General features: G+C 70.2%; 16 protein-coding genes. 10 read left to right on the top strand and 6 right to left on the bottom strand.

The annotated features are described in order from the left end of the window. Positions 1-589 (bottom strand): MurR/RpiR family transcriptional regulator (locus ACWEKM_RS28925; protein ID WP_451624188.1); only part of this gene is annotated, 589 nt, incomplete at its 3' end. Between the two features lie 280 nt (positions 590-869). Between ACWEKM_RS28925 and ACWEKM_RS28920 the strand changes: the two genes are divergently transcribed. The 10 genes from ACWEKM_RS28920 (at position 870) to ACWEKM_RS28875 (ending at position 11755) form a co-directional block, all read left to right on the top strand. Beyond that, positions 870-2396: an alkaline phosphatase family protein gene (locus ACWEKM_RS28920; RefSeq protein ID WP_451624191.1), complete on the top strand. Its 1527-nt coding sequence runs from the start codon at positions 870-872 to the stop codon at positions 2394-2396. A gap of 4 nt (positions 2397-2400) precedes the next feature. Beyond that, positions 2401-3531 (top strand): aminotransferase class I/II-fold pyridoxal phosphate-dependent enzyme, encoded by a 1131-nt coding sequence (locus ACWEKM_RS28915; RefSeq protein WP_451624187.1) that lies wholly within the window; start codon positions 2401-2403, stop codon positions 3529-3531. Between the two features lie 283 nt (positions 3532-3814). Then, positions 3815-4957: an aminotransferase-like domain-containing protein gene (locus ACWEKM_RS28910; RefSeq protein ID WP_451624186.1), complete on the top strand. Its 1143-nt coding sequence runs from the start codon at positions 3815-3817 to the stop codon at positions 4955-4957. A 20-nt stretch (positions 4958-4977) separates the two neighbouring features. Next, positions 4978-5820, top strand: coding sequence for a phytanoyl-CoA dioxygenase family protein (locus ACWEKM_RS28905; RefSeq protein WP_451624185.1), 843 nt, complete (start codon positions 4978-4980; stop codon positions 5818-5820). Beyond that, positions 5817-6857: a hypothetical protein gene (locus tag ACWEKM_RS28900; protein WP_451624184.1), complete on the top strand. Its 1041-nt coding sequence runs from the start codon at positions 5817-5819 to the stop codon at positions 6855-6857. Before ACWEKM_RS28905 ends, ACWEKM_RS28900 begins: the two co-directional genes overlap by 4 nt. A gap of 1 nt (position 6858) precedes the next feature. Further along, on the top strand, positions 6859-7950 hold the full coding sequence (locus ACWEKM_RS28895) for an ABC transporter ATP-binding protein (protein WP_451624183.1): 1092 nt from the start codon (positions 6859-6861) through the stop codon (positions 7948-7950). Continuing rightward, positions 7947-8861: a carbohydrate ABC transporter permease gene (locus tag ACWEKM_RS28890; protein ID WP_451624182.1), complete on the top strand. Its 915-nt coding sequence runs from the start codon at positions 7947-7949 to the stop codon at positions 8859-8861. Before ACWEKM_RS28895 ends, ACWEKM_RS28890 begins: the two co-directional genes overlap by 4 nt. Continuing rightward, positions 8858-9673, top strand: a complete 816-nt coding sequence (locus ACWEKM_RS28885; RefSeq protein WP_451624181.1) for a carbohydrate ABC transporter permease — start codon at positions 8858-8860, stop codon at positions 9671-9673. The genes ACWEKM_RS28890 and ACWEKM_RS28885 overlap by 4 nt, the downstream gene beginning before the upstream one ends. A 41-nt stretch (positions 9674-9714) precedes the next feature. Continuing rightward, the gene (locus ACWEKM_RS28880; protein ID WP_451624180.1) at positions 9715-10980 is read left to right on the top strand and encodes an ABC transporter substrate-binding protein; all 1266 of its coding nucleotides are present in this window, start codon (positions 9715-9717) and stop codon (positions 10978-10980) included. 145 nt (positions 10981-11125) lie between these two features. Continuing rightward, a complete protein-coding gene (locus ACWEKM_RS28875) occupies positions 11126-11755 on the top strand; it encodes a hypothetical protein (RefSeq protein WP_451624179.1) in 630 nt (209 codons plus the stop codon). A gap of 45 nt (positions 11756-11800) precedes the next feature. Here ACWEKM_RS28875 and ACWEKM_RS28870 read toward each other — a convergent pair whose 3' ends face one another. The 5 genes from ACWEKM_RS28870 to ACWEKM_RS28850 all read right to left on the bottom strand — a co-directional run bounded on the left by ACWEKM_RS28870 (position 11801) and on the right by ACWEKM_RS28850 (position 17783). After that, positions 11801-13039 carry a glycoside hydrolase 5 family protein gene (locus ACWEKM_RS28870; protein ID WP_451624178.1) on the bottom strand — a complete coding sequence of 413 codons (1239 nt, stop codon included), beginning with the start codon at positions 13037-13039 and terminating at the stop codon, positions 11801-11803. A 139-nt stretch (positions 13040-13178) separates the two neighbouring features. Then, the gene (locus tag ACWEKM_RS28865; protein ID WP_451624177.1) at positions 13179-14804 is read right to left on the bottom strand and encodes an FAD-dependent oxidoreductase; all 1626 of its coding nucleotides are present in this window, start codon (positions 14802-14804) and stop codon (positions 13179-13181) included. A gap of 129 nt (positions 14805-14933) precedes the next feature. After that, a complete protein-coding gene (locus ACWEKM_RS28860; RefSeq protein ID WP_451624176.1) occupies positions 14934-15905 on the bottom strand; it encodes an acetylxylan esterase in 972 nt (323 codons plus the stop codon). Positions 15906-15930: 25 nt separating this feature from the next. Next, positions 15931-17043 carry a Gfo/Idh/MocA family protein gene (locus tag ACWEKM_RS28855; RefSeq protein ID WP_451624175.1) on the bottom strand — a complete coding sequence of 371 codons (1113 nt, stop codon included), beginning with the start codon at positions 17041-17043 and terminating at the stop codon, positions 15931-15933. Continuing rightward, positions 17040-17783, bottom strand: coding sequence for a sugar phosphate isomerase/epimerase family protein (locus ACWEKM_RS28850; protein WP_451624174.1), 744 nt, complete (start codon positions 17781-17783; stop codon positions 17040-17042). Before ACWEKM_RS28850 ends, ACWEKM_RS28855 begins: the two co-directional genes overlap by 4 nt. Positions 17784-17789: the final 6 nt, after the last annotated feature.

The raw sequence follows: 17789 nt of genomic DNA, 5'->3' as shown, positions 1-17789 counted from the left end.
CACGGCTGGCCCCCGTGTGGCTGATGACCAGGCATACACAGGATGCGTCGAGGTGCCGTGCGGCCAGATGCTGAGCCATCACATCGGTGGGAAACATCGTCACGAGGCCGAGCGCGGAGAGCCGGTAGGCGGCATCGTGGGCCGGTGCCGCGGAGGTTCCGTTCCCGACGACGAGGACACGGCCGGCCGCCGCTATGCGATCGATGGTGAGTGACAGCAGCTCGGGGTCCACGGTCTGGGTCGCGTCGACCAGGGCCCTGCCGCTGCGGCGCAGGACACGGTCGAGGATGTCGCCGACCGGTGTCCGGCTGTCTATTCCCTCTTCGTGGGCGAGCTCCTGCTCCTGCTCGTCCTGCTGGGCGAGATCGCGGGTGATCGCGAGCTTGACGTCCTGATAGCCCCGATACCCGATGCGTTGGCAGGCACGGACCGCTGAGGACTGCGCGACGCCCGCCTTCTGGGCCAGCTCGGTCACCGAGCCGCGCACCACCGCTTCAGGATCACTGAGGATCAGCTCGATGACCCGCTTGTCCGTGGCACCCAGATTGGGCAGCGCGGCTTGAGCGCGGGTGACGAATTCGCCACTCACCAGGGATGACTTGGCTGAAACCACGGGACCTCGTTTCGTCTCGTGAACACGGATCGACTGTCGGTGCGGCCAGGACACTAGCACGGGATGGATGATCCATCCCACGTTCCAGGATGATCTGGATAGTTCATCCTTCGGTAACCCGGGGGTGGCCCACACGCCATCCCCGACTCCCAGCCTGGTGCCGCCAGCACAGGTCGGCGGCAGTGCGCACGACCCCTGAGCTGGATGGCCACACAGAGCGGTTTCCCCGCGGTGGCCCCCGAGGAAGGAGAGAAAGATTCCTGCCACACCACTCACCCTAATAGCGGTCATCGACGGCCTTCGGCCGGCCGCTCTGAGTGCTTCCACGACCCCGTTCCTGTCGCGATTGGCCGACGAGGGCTGCTCCTACGACCATGCGGTCGCCGCCTTCCCCTCGTTGACCCGGGCCAACGCCGCGACGCTGGCGACGGGATGCCACCCCGGACGTACCGGGGTCTTCGGAAATCGGGTGTGGCATCCCGAGGTGGGTCACATCGACACGGGGAACGCTGATGACGTGCGCCGGTTGCGTGGCGCCGGGGCCATGCCGCAGGAGTCCGTCGCAGAACGGCTCAGCAGGTCGGGCCACAGGACCGTGGTCATCGGCAACGGCTCAGCCGGGTGCACCTATCTGCTCAATCCCGGCAGCGACGCCGGGCACGGAACCAGGATCGCCTCGGTCGGTCCCGACAAGGAGGTCCACCGCTGCGTTCCCTCCGACGTCAGAGCCGCGATCGAGGACCTCGGGCCGCGACCCGCGTCCGACGACGAAGCGCTGGAATGGGCCGTCGCCGCGGGGGTCGTCTCGATCACAAGACAGGCCCCCGACCTGCTGATCTTCTGGTCCGGGCAACCCGACACCGCCCACCACACCACCGGGCTGACATCGACGACCAGCGCCGAGGCGATCCGACGGGTCGACCGGGCCGTACACACCCTGCACACCGCCGTGCTCGACACCGGACGGGAGTGCAATCTGATCCTCACCGCCGACCACGGCTTCTGCGAGACGATCGAGTCGCTGGAGCTGACCGAGACGCTGGACCGGATCGCCGAACGCTGCGGCCTGACCCCGAACGGATTCGTGCCCACGTACAACGGCGGCGTCATCTTCGGCTACTTCGAGCCCGGCACGGCGCAGCGCCCCCGAGCGGACATGGCGGCCCGGATCGCCCGGGAGCCGTGGGCGGGACCCTTGTTCTGCGCGGACGCCTACTGCCCCGACGAGGCATTCCCGCTGTCGCTGGCCGTGAGCGAGGACTCGCCGTTCGCGCCGGACCTGATCATCACCATGCGAGCCGATCCGACCGACCAGCTCGGACCCCAGGACCCGCCGGCCCGCGCCCTGCACGCGCGGGCCTCCGGAGCCCGGCCGTACAGCGGCGTGCACGGCACCGTCCACCCGGCTGACATGCGGATTCCGCTGATCCTGCATGGACCGGCCTTCAAGTCCCGCACCCGGCGCGCCGAACCCGCGGGACCGGCCGACATCGCCGCCACCGCTCACACCCTCGTCACCGGAGCGCCGCTCGACGACGTCGACGGTCGTGTCCTGACCGAGTCGCTGCGCGATGTCGCCGACGGCCCCGAACCGCGCGTGGACGAGCAGACGATCCGGCGAGGCGGCGCGTCCGTCAGCGTGCGCCGGATCGGGAGTCGCTCCTACCTCCTGGGCGGCGTATCGGCACACCGGACACCACCCCAGCACGGAGGTTCCACACATCAGGGCCTTGCCGTGCCCGCCGCCTCCGAGCGGCCGACCGACTCCGGAAACGAGGAATAGACCTGTGGTCACGCTGTCGCCGACCGCCGCACTGCGCCAACGCGCCGCGAGGCTACGCCGTGCGGGCACCGAAGTCTTCGACTTCTCGGCGGGCGAACTCGACCTGCCGACCCCCGCTCACATCGTCACCGCAGCCATCGACGCCGCGTCCGAGCCGAAGAACCACCACTACGGGCCGACGAGCGGAGACGACCCCCTGCGTCAGGCGATCGCGGAGCGGCTCTCCCTCCGGGCCGCGACGCCCCTCGACGGCTCAAGGGTGCAGGTCACCAATGGAGCGAAGCAGGCCCTGTTCAATACGTTCATGGCCCTGCTCGAACCGGGCGACGAGGTCCTGATACCGGCGCCTTACTGGGTGACCTTCCCCTCCTCGGTCCGGCTCGCCGGCGGTCGTCCGGTTGTCGTCCGGCCGTCCACCGGCGAGCTGAAGGTGACCCCGGACGACTTGGAGGCGGCCCGGACGCCGTCGACGCGAGCGATGGTGCTGTGCTCACCGAACAACCCCACCGGCCTCGTCCACGACGAGTCGGAGCTGCGCGCCCTCCTGGCATGGGCGGCCGAGCACGGCATCTGGATCGTGTCGGACGAGACCTATGTCGACCTCGCCTTCCGCCCCGTCCCGGCACCGAGCCGCATCGATCCGGGGACGGCCGACCGGCTCGTCACGGTCGGCAGTGTCTCCAAGTCCTACGCCATGACCGGCTGGCGGGTCGGCTGGATGTCCGGCCCGAAGCCCATCATCGACGCCGCGACCGCCGTCCAGTCCCACACGACGTCCAATGTCAGCCGCGTCGCACAGGCCGCCGCGCTCGCCGCGCTCACCGGGCCGGACGTCACCGCCGACTTCCGCGCGGTCCTCCGCCACCGACTGAGCCTGTGCGCATCCGTTCTGGAACCACTCGGCCTGTTCCGGACACCCCCTGACGGCGCGTTCTACATCTTCCCCGACGTCCGCCGGTTCGACCCCGACGACATCGCGGTGGCAGAGCGGCTGCTGAGCGCCGGAGTCGTCACCGTTCCGGGCACGTCGTTCGGCGCGCCCGGACATGTGCGGCTGAGCTTCGCCGTCGGGGAGGCACAACTGCGCCACGGGCTGCGGCTCATGGCCGACATCCTCAACGACTGGGACACCTGAGCAACCGCCCCGCCGCCCGGTTCGCCGATGCCTCGACGATCGTCACGGCGCGGACGCACCGGCCGTCGCGACAGGAACCCGCTGGTTTCCGCCACCGCCGCGGACAGCACGGACAGCACGCGCTGCACAGACAGCACGGACAGCACGGACAGCGACCATCCACGGCGCGCTTCGCGCGCTCGTCAGGCAGGCCCTGTCCGACCGCACCGGTCCCGGTCTTCTTCCGGCGGCTCACCGACCTCACCATCGCCCGGGCCCTCCGATCCCAAGGAGCCAACGCCTCATGACCTCACTCATCGCCTCCGACCACAACCCCGACGACCTGCGCCGCCGTGAGAGCCCCGTCTTCATGAGCGGCAACCTGCCGCCCGACGTCCCGGAGGTGTTCGACGCACGGTACGGGGCGGCCCTCGAAGCCGAGTTCGCGCGGCGGTCGCCGACTCGTCTGATCGGCGCACACCAGTACCGCGGCTCGGACCGCGATCGGGCCGCGGGTGCCGCGTTCACCGGGCAGCGTCTGGGGACGACACCGGCCCCGGAGCGGGTCGTCGTCGCCAACGGCACCCAGAGCATCCTCACCCACCTGCTCTCGCGGCTGGTTCCCCGCGGCGGTGTGCTCGCCGTCGAGGACCTGACCTACCCGACGATCCGCACGTTCGTCTCGGCCCTCGGCATCGACCTCGCTCCCGTGTCGATGGACGGCGAGGGGATCGATCCGGACGCGTTCGAGCACATCTGCCGCACCCGACGGCCCGCCGCGCTGTACACCATGCCGACGCTGCAGAACCCCACCACCGTCACCATGAGCGTCGAGCGGCGCCGCGCGATCGCCGACGTGTGCCGTCGGCACGGTGTGTCCGTGATCGAGGACGACATCTACAGCCTCCTGCCCACCAACGCGCCCCTGCCGCTGTCGGCGTACCTGCCGGAACTGTCCTGGTACGTGCTCGGCACCGCCAAGAGCATCGCGGCCGGGCTGAAGGTCGCCTATGTCGTCGCGCCGGACGAGGAGTCCGCCAAGGCACGCTTCTGGCCCGGCGTCCGCAGCACCTACTGGATGGTCGCGCCGATCAACGGCGCCGTGGCGAGCCGTCTCGTCGAGGACGGCGGGGCCACCGCGATCATCGACGCGGTCCGGGACGAGACCCGCGCCCGGCACGAACTGGTGGCGGCCGCCCTGCCCGGGATCGACTACCGCACAAGCCCCGAGACACTGCACGTCTGGGTGCCCGTACCCGCGGGCCGTACCGCCGAGGACATCGCGGCCGCCGCGCTCGCCGCGGGCGCGTCCATCGGCACCAGCGGCACCTTCTACGTCGGCGCCGACTCCGCCCCCGAGGCGGTCCGGTTCGGTGTCGGCGCACCCCCCGACCGCGCCGCCCTGGAGCGCGGCCTCACCGCGATCCGCCACGCCTTTCACCAGTGATCACCGAGGAGCCCCGAAGGATGACCAAGATACTCACCGATACACAGGTGCAGGGCTACCGGACCGACGGCTACGTATGTCCGATCCGCGCATTCGACGCCGACGTCGCGGCCGGCTATCTCGACCGGATGGACCGGCTTGAGGCCGACCGTCCCGGCCTGTGGACGGGCGCCAAGGTCAAGCCCCACCTGCTCATGACGTGGCTCAACGAGCTGATGCGCGAGCCGCGGATCCTCGACGCCGTCGAGGACGTTCTCGGCCCCGACATCCTGGCCTGGGCGACCGGCCACTTCGACAAGAAGCCGCACGATCCGGGCTTCCTCGCCTGGCACCAGGACGCCACCTACTGGGGGCTGTCCGAGCCGAGCGTCGTCACCGCCTGGGTGGCGCTGACCCCGAGCAACCGGCGGAACGGCTGCCTGCGTGTCGTCCCCGGCACCCACACCGCGGGCCAGCTGCGGCACACCGACACGTTCGCCGCCGACAACATGGCCAGCCGCGGTCAGGAGGTCCAGGTCGACGTCGACGAGGCGACGGCCGTCGACCTCGAACTGGAGCCGGGCGAGTTCTCGCTGCATCACACGATGCTGGTGCACGGCTCCCTGCCGAACCCATCGGATGTGCGGCGGTGCGGGATCACCATCCGGTACGTCGCCGCCCATGTCCGGCAGACCACCGGCTTCCAGGACAGCGCCACGCTGGTCCGCGGCACCGACCGCCACGGGCACTTCCGCCCGGAACCGCGACCCACCGCGGACTTCGACCCGACCGCGTCCGCCTTCTACGACGAGGTCGTCGGCGAGGCCCAGCGGCGCAAGGCGGCCATCGCCGCGCAGACCGACTCGACGAGGAGTGAACGATGACCACCGCACCCACCCGGATCTTCACCGACATCGACCTGGACTCCGACGGCGAGGCACGCGGCTACCTGCGGCTTCCGCTCGCCGTGCACACCACATCCGACGGCGACGCCGGCTACGGCTACACGGGCATCCCGATCGTGTCGCTGCGCAACGGAGACGGTCCCACCGTGCTGCTCATGGCCGGCAACCACGGAAACGAGTACGAGGGTCAAGTGGTGCTGATGCGGCTGCTCCAGCGGCTGCGGGCCACCGATCTCACCGGCCGGCTCATCGTCCTTCCCGCCGCCAACGCACCCGCTGTGGCGGCGGACCAGCGGACCTCCCCGCTCGACGGCGGCAACCTCAACCGCAACTTCCCGGGCCGGCCCGACGGCCAACCCACGGCGATGATCGCCCACTTCATCGAGAGCCACATCCTGCCCCGCGTGCAATTCGCCTTCGACCTGCACTCGGGCGGCAAATCACTTGAGTACCTCCCCGTCGCCGTGGTCGCGCGCTCGGACGACTCGGACAGGTTCGCCCGCTCCCTGGACATGCTGAGGGCGTTCGGCATGCCCCACTCGATGATCATCGATCATTCCACCGGCGGCGATGCCGCGCTGATCGGCGCCTGCCGACGCACAGGCGTGTTCCATCTGTCCACGGAGCTGGGCGGTGGCGCGTCGGTCGGACGCGAGGAGGTCGGGCTCGCCGAGCACGGCGTGCTGCGACTGCTGCACCACGTCGGCCTGTTGCGGACGCCGCTCACCACCGAACCGCCCGCCGCGACGACGATGCTGCACCGGACACCGGCACACGAGTACATCTACGCCGGCTCCACCGAACGCGGTCTGTTCGAGCCTCTGGTGTCGCTCGGGGACCAGGTCAGTCAGGGTCAGGTCGTCGGGCTGATCCGCTACACCACCGCGCCGTGGCGGGAGCCCGAGCCCGTGGTGTCCCCCTGCGACGGTGTCGTGCTCGCACGGCGCATCCCCGCCCGCACGGGCCTCGGGGACTGTGTCTTCGTGCTGGGCCGACCGTGGGAAGACGGTGCGTGACATGGAACTGAAGTCACCGGCCAGAGTCACCCGCCGGACCGCGTCCCCGGCGGCCGTCGGCGACCTCGCGGCGCCGACACCGTCGGCGGTGCGGGTCTCCGCGGCCACCAAGCGGTTCGACCGCGCCGAGACCGACGCCCTCAGCCACGTCGACCTCGCCGTTCCCGCCGGATCCATCACGGTGCTGCTCGGGCCGAGCGGCTGCGGCAAGACCACCCTGCTGCGCTGCATCGCCGGTCTTGAAACACTCACCTCGGGCCGGATCGAGATCGGCGACACCGATGTCACCGAGGTCGCCGCCGAGGACCGCGGTGTGGCGATGGCCTTCCAGAACTACGCCCTGTACCCGAACAAGACCGTCCTCGGCAATATCGAGTTCCCGCTGCGGATGCGGCGGGTCGACCGGGCCACCCGCCGCGAACGCGCCCTGCGGGCCGCCGAACTGATGCGTCTGGACGGGCTGCTCGACCGCAGGCCGTCCGAGCTGTCCGGCGGGCAGCGGCAGCGGGTCGGCATCGGCCGCGCCCTGGTCCGCGACCCCGCGGTGCTCGTCATGGACGAGCCCTTCTCGAACCTCGACGCGGCGCTGCGGGACACCATGCGCACCGAACTCGCCACATTGCAGCGGCGCCTGGGCATGACGGTCGTGTTCGTCACGCACGATCAGGTCGAGGCCCTCGCCCTCGCCGACCAGCTGGTCGTCATGCGCGCGGGCCGCATCGAACAGGCCGGACCCCCCGAGGACGTCTACCGCACGCCGGCGACGACCTTCGTGGCCACCTTCCTCGACGGGATGAACCTCTTCACCGCCGGAGGACCGTTCGCGACCCACGCGGTGCCCGGAGCCGCCACCGTCGGCTGCCGGACGGACCACCTGCGGATCGGCACGGGCGGCGGGGACGACATCGACCTGCGCGGTCAGGTCCTCATGAGCGAACTACGCGGACGCGACCGCCTCGTCCACCTCGACATCGACGGCCAGAGCGCCCGGATGCGGGTACCGGCGGACATCCGACCGAGCGAGGAGATCGCGCTGCACGTACGGCGGTCCGATCTGCACCACTTCACCGCCGACGGGGTGCGCTGCTCATGACCGCAACTCTCGACACCTTGGCCCCGCGGCGACTGCGGGTCCCGCGGCGGCATGTACCCGCGCTGCTGGTGACCCCGGCCGCGAGCTTCCTCATGATCTTCTTCATCGTGCCGCTGAGCACGGTGATGGTGCTGACCCTGTTCGACTACCAACCGCTCACCCGCTCGGTCCAGTTCGTCGGGCTGCGCAACTGGGACCGCATCCTGACCTCCCCCGAGCTGCAGCAGGCCACGGTCAACACCCTGCTGTACGCCGTGCTGACGGTGCCGGTGATCGTCGGCCTCAGTCTGCTCGCGGCGCTCGGTATCCACGCCCTGCCCCGCTGGGGTGGGCTGTGGCGCACGGTGTACTTTCTGCCGACGATCGCGACGATGGCGGCGATGTCGGTGGTGTGGCGCTGGCTGTTCTACCCCGACACGGGGCTGGTCGACGCCACCTTCGGGCGGCTGACCGGCGCCACCGACTGGCTCCACTCCACCACGCTCGCGCTGCCGGCCATCGCCGTGATCGGCAGCTGGGCGGGTATCGGCTCGTCGATGGTGATGTTCCTCGCCGGCCTGTCCAGTGTGCCGCAGCATCTGCACGAGGCCGGCCGGCTGGACGGCGCCGGTCCCTGGCACAGGTTCTGGCACATCACCTGGCCGGCGCTCGGGCCGTCGACCATGTTCGCCCTGATCATCGCCACCCGTGACGCGCTCCGTGTCTTCGACCAGGTGCGCGTGATGACCGACGGCGGACCGCTGGGGTCGACCGAGACCCTGGCGGACCTGCAATGGCGGTACGGCGTCAGTTATCTGGACATCGGCAGCGGCTCGATCGTCAACACCGTCCTGCTCGGCCTCGTACTCGTCACCGTCGCCGCGCAGTACCTCGCCGGCGGACGCCGACTTGAGAAGGCGGGTGCGCGATGAGCACGACGAATCGACGCCGTATCGGTGTCCACACGGCGGTCGCGGTCGGCGGCGTGATCATGTTCGGGCCCTTCGTGTTGATGCTCGCGGGCGCGTTCCTCGCGGGCAACCCGTTGAGCGGGGAGCTGACCTGGCACTTCACCCTGGCCCATGTCCGCGATGCCTGGGCCGCACTGGACTGGCCGCGCGTGTACGGCACCAGCCTGCTGGTGACCGGGGGGATCTTCGCGGGACAAGTGGTGACGTCGCTGCCGATCGCGTACGCGCTGGCGCGCTGGCAGTTCCGCGGCCGAAGGCTGACGTTCAAGCTCGTGCTGGTCTGTCTGGTCATCCCGGTCCAGGTGACCGCGATCCCGATCTACTTCCTGTTGTCGGGTCTCGGTCTGCTCGACAGCTATACGGCGCTGATCCTGCCGAGCGTCGGCAGCGGGTTCTGCATCTATCTGTTCCGCCAGTTCATCCTCGCCATCCCGGTGAGCATGTTCGACGCCGCCCGGCTGGACGGGGTCGGGCCGGTGGCGATGCTGTGGCGGGTGGTGCTGCCGCACGTCCGTCCCGCTCTGGTGGCCGCCGGTGTGTTCAGCGTCGTCTCGCACTGGAACGACCTGTACTGGCCGTCGGTCGTGCTGACCACCGACCGCGTCGGGACGGTCCCGTATGCGGTGGCCGGGGTCTCCGGACCGGAGAGCACGGTGCCGCTGAGCGTACAGCTGGCGATCGCCGCGCTGGCCGCACTGCCGCTGCTCGTCTGTTTCCTCCTGGTCCAGCGGCACCTCGTCCGCGGACTCGTCCTCACCGCCGACGGCGAATAGCCGTGGCCCGTATTCCTTATCCAGGCAAGGACAGCACAGCCATGACCAGCATCGTCTCCCGACGGACCCTGCTGCTGGCCGCGGGTGCCGCCGCGGTCACGACCGCCTGCGGCCGCGAGACGTCCGGCGCCCTGCGGTTCCTCGTCCCGAGCGGCATCCGCGCGCAGGCCGCCGGTGCCACGCTCGGCACGGACTTCACCCGGCGCACCGGCGTCTCTCTTGAGATGCAACTCAGTGGCGGCGGCGGCAACTGGCAGGACGTCGACGGCCGGCTGGCCACCGCGTTCGCCGCCGGTACTCCCCCGGCCATGGCCATGGTGGGGGCCAACGCCGTCCTCACCTACGCCGCGGCCGGCCTGCTGCAACCCCTCGAACCCCTGATGGCGCAGGGCGGTTTCCGACCGGACGACTACATCGAGCCGTTCCGACGGGTGAACCGGTACGACGGGCATACGGTCGCTGCCCTCTACAGCCTCGGCGCGATGGTGTTCTCGTACAACGCGGATGCCTTCCGCAAGGCCGGGCTCGACCCGGACCGGCCGCCGACCACCTGGAGCGAGATGCGGTCCGCCGCATCCGCCGTGGTGGGCAAGCGGGCCGCGCGTTACGGGGCACTGCATTCCTACAACGCGGACTCCAACTGGACGTTCGAGAACTTCATCGGCTGGGCCGGCGGATCCCTGATGGACGCACGGCGACGGCACATCACCTTCGCCGACCGGCCGGGCGTCGACGTGCTCACCTACTGGCGTGGACTGATCACCGACAAGCTCAGCATCCCGACGACCACGCTGGAGATGGACGACGCGTTCCTCCGCGGCGACGCCGCCATGGTCTTCGGCCCGTCCACCAAGCCGGTGCGCTACGCCAAGGAGGCGACGTTCGACTGCCGGACGGCCATGGTCCCGATCCCGGACGGCGGCACCCGGCGGCTGCCACCGGGCGGCGGATCCCTGGTGATCTTCACCAAGGACAAGGGGGAGCAGCGGGCCGCCTGGCAGGTCATCCAGGCCCTCATCAGCGCCGCCGGGCAGACCGAACTGTGCACGACCAGCGGCGAGATCCCCGTCAATGTGCAGGCCACCGGCGCCCGTTACCTCGGCCCTGTCATCAAGGAACAGCCGTACCGCCGGCCGGCGCTCGACTCCGTCCCGGATCTCGCGCAGCGCTTCCAGTTCCCCGGCCTGCGGGCCGTTCAGATCAACGACCTGCTGCAGCAGAACATCTACGCCGCCCTCGCCGGAGCGAAGGAACCTCGGCAGGCGCTCAACGACGCGGCGAGCCGGGCCGAAGCCCTCCTCTCCTGAACCGATCCCGCCCGCTCCCTGGGCCCCAAGGAGATCACCACCGTGCCGATACTCCCTGTCCCCAACCCGCCGACGCCCGAACCGGACGACGCCGCCCGGCCCACCCCTCAGTTGCCCGCGGCCCCGGCCACGGTGGAGGACTGACATGCCCGACCGACGCGATGTCGACTGGACGACGGTGCCCTACCGGGGGCTCAACGACGGGACGCGGCCCGCACCCGTCGACCTGGCCGAGGTCGTGACCGACCTGCCCGACGGGCTGCGGGAACGGCTCGCCGAGCGGGCGGACCGGCTCGGCTACATCAACGGGTTTCTCGCCGTGGGCCTGCACCTTCCGGGCGCCGTCCTGGCGCTGCTGGAAATGTCGGAGGAGCTCAAGGCCGCGCTGGATCCCGCGCACGTGCTGATCGTGGCCCTTGCCACGCACCACGCGCTCGGCAACGAGTACGAGCGTGTCCAGTACCTGGACGTGGCCCGCGCACACGGCATGAGCGAGGCGTGGATCGACGCGGCTCAGGGCCGCACCGTCGGCGCCCTCACCCCCGCCGAGGAAGCGGTGCGCGGGCTGACACTCGCCGTGGCGTTCGCGGCGCCTCCGGCGCCCGCCCTGACCGCGGCCGAAGAGCACCTCGACGACCCCGGTCTGGTCGCGGTCATCCACCTGGCCGCGCGGTTCGTCGCCACCTCGCGCATCAGCCACGCGCTGAGCCTGCGGCCCATGACCGGGCATCCCCACCCGGCCGACGACCCTGCGCGGGAGGCAACAGCCGAATGACCACCGGGCGCGGGGAGGGTGGCGTCACCGTAGGCGGGTGAGCCGTCACCTTTCGATGATCTTGGTGATGCCTCGGTCGTCGAGGTGTCCGGGTTCGTCGCGGCGGCCGGCCAGGACGATCGCGGGGTGGATGCCCTGCTCGATGAGGGAGAAGAACCGGTCGGCGAAAGCCCAGTCGGGGGCCCGGGTGTCATCGAGGAGGAGAGCGGTCGTACGCGCGACGGGTGTGGGCGGTCGGTCACGGAAGCCGGCAATGAGACCGGCGAGGCGCTGTCCGGCGGGCTTGGGCTGATTTCCGGTGCTCAGCAGGCCGAGGTCGTACTCGAGGTCGGCGAATCCGGTGAGGCTCCGGTCGATGTCGTGGGAGGCCCACCAGGTGACGCCCCACAGCTGATCGCAGGTGAGGGCGGCGGCGGTGAACGCCTCCGTGAAGTCCGGGACCGCGGCCGAGGTGATCCATTGCGGGGCGGCGCCGAACTCCTGCAGCCATACGGGTCGGCCCGCCTCCGCCTGGTGCGCTTTGGCGAGTTCGAGAAGGTACTCGCCGAGGTGGTGGGTGGCAGTGGCCGGGTATCCGTAGCGCTTGAGGGTTCCGGTGAATTCGATCCAGGCGTGCACGGGTGTCGCGCTGCCGGTGCCCGCCATGACCTCGCGGCTGAACGGTGTCGAGTCCGTGAGCCAGGGTTCGTGGTCGAATCCGGCGACATGCATGCGCCCCGGCGCGACGGTCGCGCAGTGCTCCAGCAGTCGCCGCGTCCAGGCATCCCCTTGGCTCCTGGTGGGGTCGTTGCCCGGGTGGTGGCACAGCACGTTGGGTTCGTTGGCGATGTCGAATCCGAGGAACCGAGGGTGCGCGGCGACGCGTTCGGCCATGGCGGTCAGCAGGTCGAGCTGCGCGTCGACGGCCTGGGGGTCGGCGAACATGTCGACGGTCTCGGGCTGCCAGGCGGGACGGAAGTAGAAGCCGCTGAGCCAGCCGTTCAGGACCGTGACGGTGACGTCCAGGCGGCATCCGTCCGCGAGGTCCATGAGCTCGTGGAGGCGATCGAGCGCGGTCGAGCTGATATACCCGGGATTGGGCTGGAAGATCGGCCACAGGCAGTGGATTCGAATGTGGTCCATGCCCAGTTCGGCGATGGCCCGGAGGTCGGCGGCGATGGCGGGCGCGTCCCAGTCCAGCCAGCTGTACCACCACCCCCGCGAGGGTACGTAGTTGACGCCGAATCTGGGCGCCTCGGCCGCGGTGGCGTGCGGGGCCTCGATCGATGGTCGCAAGTCGCTCATGGGCTGTGCGTTCTCCGATGGTGGTCGAGTGACGGCGCGTCGCGCGTGTGGTGAGTACGGACCGGCTCAGCGGCATATGGACGCTTCGGGATGCCGGTGGGGCGGCGCGGCCGGGCCGCCACCGAGGGGCGGGTGCGCATCACTGCGGCGCGGTCCTGATGCGTTCGGGCCAGCCGAGCTGAAAGCCCAGCACCCCCGTGAGCAGGTTCTGGAACTGTTCGAGGCACGCGGGATCGTTGCGCACCTTCCGGGGGGTGGTACCGGTATTCAGGCAGTGCGCGGCCAGTGCCCCCGCGGCCTCACCGATGTTCCACTCCACCGGGTGGAGCCGGTAACAGCCGTTGGTGATGTGCGTGGTTCCGATGTTCTTGTTGGCCGGCAGCAGGTTCTCGACGCGCTGCGGGATCAGTGCGCCCAGCGGGATCTGGAACGGGTAGTCGGCGATGTCGATGTACGAACCGGGCCCGTCCGGGCCGCCGGTGCCGGGGTGCAGATCGATGCGGTACGAGCCGACACCGACGGAGTCGGAGAAGATCTCCGAGCCTTCGGGCAGCCCCGCCGCTTCGCGGGCCGCAACCCCCACATGCTGTTCCAGGATCGTGAACTCGGCCCGGATGCGGCGTGATTCGCGGATGTAGGGGCGCAGCGCGAGCCCGTCGTTCGAGCCCAGTACGTCGCCGCGCGGCCGCAGGCCCCGATAGCCGGTGCCGCCGTCCAGCCGCGGGGCTTCGGTCTGCATCCAGTACAGGAAGGAGAGGCTCTGCTGTCGCGCCGCGGCCAGGTGGCGTTCCCGGGTCGCCTCGTCCACGCCGGTCAGCGGGCCGGCCATGTAGTCGATCTGGGGCCAGTTGACCAGGGTGATGTCGCTCTGGTAGCGGCCGGGCGCGTAGTGCGCGACGCTGAAGATGCGGCGGTAGTTCCAGCGGTCGGGCGCCGCGTGACCACGCGGCGAGTCGTGGTGTTCGAAGATGGCCTGGTGCCGTGGAGCGAGCGTTCGCGGGTGCACGTCCTGCCAGGACAGCAGCGGGCCGGGCCAGCAGTCCGGCTGGTAGTCCCGCCAGAACGCGTAGTCGGCCGGGCGGTCGATGGTGAAGTCGCCGTCGGGGTGGTAGTCCAAGGCGAAACACCAGGTGAAGGACTGCTGGTCCAGCGGGTTGGCAGGACCGTTGGGGGCGTGCGGTTCACCGGTCTCGTGCCGGCTCTCCGCGCCGGTGATGTGCTCGACGCCGGCGAGTGCCAGCAAGTCGCCCAGTTCTGTGGCGTCCAGGATGTAGGGGGCACTCACGGTCAGCTCGTCGCCGGATGTCCTGGAGCGCAGGGTCACGGCGCTCACCTGGTCGCCGTCCGTGTGTGCGGAGACCGGCTCGTACTGTTCCAGCACGGTCAGCTGGGCGTCGGCCCGGTAGGGGGCGAGCAGTTCCTCGATGGCCGTGACACCGACCCGCGGCTCGTGGCAGACCGGGCTGACCGCTCCCCCGCCCGGATTCAGCAGCGGCGCGGTGCGGGCGTCCTCGTTCAGGTCGTAGTTGCGCCGGTAGAACTCACGGATGTGCTGCCGCAGCCGCCGATAGCTGCGTGTCGCGCCCTGCTGCTCGATCCACGGGTGCTCGTCCGGCGGCACGGCCTGTGAGGTCATCTGACCACCGAGCCATGGTGACTCCTCTGTCAGTACGACGCGACGGCCGAGCCGGACGGCGGCGAGTGCGGCGGCGACACCGCCGAGCCCTCCGCCGACCACGAGAACATCTGTCTCCTGCACCGTCATGGGAAACCTTTCGATGGGGGCACGCCACCGTACGCCACCGTTTCCGGCGGCGGCGACGTGCCCGCGGGAACACACGAGTGGGATGTGAGAGGGATACGAGAGGGCCGACTCCGGCTACGGAGTCGGCCGTCAGGCCAGGGTCTTCGCCAGGAAGCCGAGCTGCTCCACCGTCTGATGGGCGCCGCCGCCCTCGTGCCCGTTGAACTTCCATGGCCTGATGTCCTTGTCCGCTCCGGCCCAGCGGTGGTAGGCCGCGTAGATCGTGGAGGGCGGGCAGACGGAGTCCATCAGCGCCGCGGAGAACAGCACCGGAGCGGTCGCCCGTGCGGCGAGATTGACGCCGTCGAAGTAGTCGAGCGTGCTGAACACCCGCTCCTCGCTGAGCCGATGGGTCCGGCAGTAGGTGGTGATCTCGTGGTACGGGTTGGCGTCGGTGATTTCCACCGCACGCCGGAAGTGGCACAGGAAGGGAACGTCGATGATGGCGGCCGCGACAGCATCGCAGAGCCCGGCAGCGGCGATGGCGATACCTCCGCCCTGACTGCCCCCGTGCAGCACGACCCGGTCGGGGTCGATCCGGGGATGCGCCCTCGCGGTGTCCACGGCTCGGACGGCATCGGTGAACAGCCGTCGGTAGTAGTAGGTCTCGGGCGAACCGACACCACGCGTCAGACAGCCGGGGGTGAACGGTTCGCCCGACGGGTCGGGGTCGGGTGTCACGGCATGGGCGTGACCCCCGCTCCCCTGCCCGCGGTTGTCCATCACGAGATGCGCGTAACCGGCGGCGGACCACATCAGATACTCGTGCGGCAGGCCGCGGCCCCCGTTGTACCCGATGTACTGCACCACACAGGGCAGCCGCCCCTCGGTGTGCCGCGGCAGCAGCAGCCATGCCCGCACCGGCTGCCCCGCGTATCCGCTGAAGGTCACGTCGAACACGTCGACGGTGTGCAGCCCGCCGGAGTACGGCTCGAAGAGCGCGGGCACGGCGGCGGCACGGGCCTCGGAAAGGGTGCGCTGCCAGAAGGCGTCGAAGTCGTCGGGCTCGGTGGGTTCGGGGTGGTAGGTACGCAGCTCGGACAGAGGCATGTCGACAAACACGGGAAATCTCTTTCACTCGTACCGGTCAGACGAGGGTGGGAGCCGCTGGGTCCCAGTCGGCCGGGAGTACGGCCGGAGGATCCACCCGGGATTCCAGCGAGACGAACTCCATTCGGTCGGCGGCGCCGGTGATGGAGGTCATCAGGTCGAGGACATGGTGGGCCAGGTCCCCCGAGGCTCGGTGGGGGGCGCCCGTGCGGATCGCACGGGCCAGGTCGAGCACCCCGACACCGCGGTCGCCGACGCTGCCGTCGACGGGCAGGTCGCGCCAGTCCTGGGCACCGAACTCCCGGACCCGCAGCGGCCCGCCGAAGGTGTTGGGATCGGGCAGCGCCAGGGTGCCCTCGGTGCCGGTGATCTCGATCAAATGGCGCGGCGCGGCGGAGTCGAAGGAGAAGGTCGCCGCCGCGCTCGGCCCCCGGTCGAAGTCGAGCAGCGCGTGAACATGTGTGGGCACGTCCACCGCGAACTCGGTGCCCGCCCTCGGCCCCGATCCGATCACCCGCCGATCCCGGGCCTGTCGCGCGCCGGCGGCCACCTTGCCAACCGGCCCGAGCAGCGCGACCAGCGCCGTCAGGTAGTAGGGCCCGATGTCGAACAGGGGGCCGCCGCCGTGCTGGTAGAGGAACTCGGGACTGGGGTGCCAGGATTCGGGGCCCGGTCCCTGGACGACCGCCGTCGCACTGACAGGTTCACCGATGGCGCCCGAATGCAGGGCGCGTGCGGCGGCTTGGAGGCCGGCGCCCAGGAAGGTGTCGGGCGCACAGCCCACCCGCAGGCCCCGCGACGACGCCTCGGCGAGGATCTTGGCGCCGTCACTGGGGGCCGGGGCGAGCGGCTTCTCCCCGTAGACGTGCTTGCCGGCGGCCAGCGCGGCGACGGCCACCTCGGTGTGTGCGGCGGGGATGGTGAGGTTGACGACGATCTCCACCTCGGGGACGGCCAGCACCGTTTCGACGTCGCCGGCCACCGGAACCCCGAACCTCGCCGCCTGGGCACGGGCTCGCCCCACGTCCAGGTCGGCCACGCCCAGCACCTGCACGTCGGGGAAGGCGGTGAGGGACTTCAGATACACGGTGCTGATCACACCCGCGCCGACCAGTGCGACGCCGACCCGTCCCGGACCTGGTGCTGTCATGCCTGCTCCAGCGCGGTGAGATAGGCATGGCTGTCGGCGACGGCCTCGAAGATGTCCGTGGCGCAGGTGTCCAGTTCCACGATGCGCAGGGCGTGCGGTGCGGCGGCCAGGATCGACGGCACGTCGACACCTCCCTTGCCCACGGCCGTGTTCGGCTGGTCCTTCACTCCGGGACCGTCCTTGACATGCAATGACATGACGCGTGTGCCGAGGTTGTCGAGCAGTTTCGGCACGTCGGCGCCGCCGACCAGCGCCCAATAGGTGTCGACCTCCAGGAACACCTCGGGTGCGAGCAGCCCGTCCAGTACCTCCAGCGGGGTGCGGCCGTCGAACCGGGGTTCGGCCTCCCACCAGTGATTGTGGTACCCGATCCGGATGCCTCGGTCGGCGCCCTGCTCGGCGAAGCCGTTGAGCAGGTCGGCGGTGCGCTGCAGGCCGTCCAGGGTGGTGAAGTCCTCGTGCGGGATGCCCGCGGGGATGATCGCTAGATCGGTGCCGAGGGTGGCGACGTTGTCGAAGACCTCGTCGCTGTCCTTCTTCAGCAGCGCCCCGGCGTGGGTGCTGACCACGGTGATGCCGAGGTCGTCGGCGATCTTGCGGAAACCGACCGGGTCGGCGTACGGGTCGTACGTCTCCACCGTGCGGTAACCGATCTCGGCGAGTCTGGCCAGGGTGTCCTGGCGGTCCGCTGCGAGGGGGTCCCGCAGCGCGTAGAGCTGCACGCTCAGTGGTGTCGGCATGACAGG

This window comes from Streptomyces sp. NPDC004752, from assembly GCF_053601275.1.
Note: the sequence above shows the minus strand (reverse complement) of the source record. Positions and strands in the feature narration are given on the sequence as shown.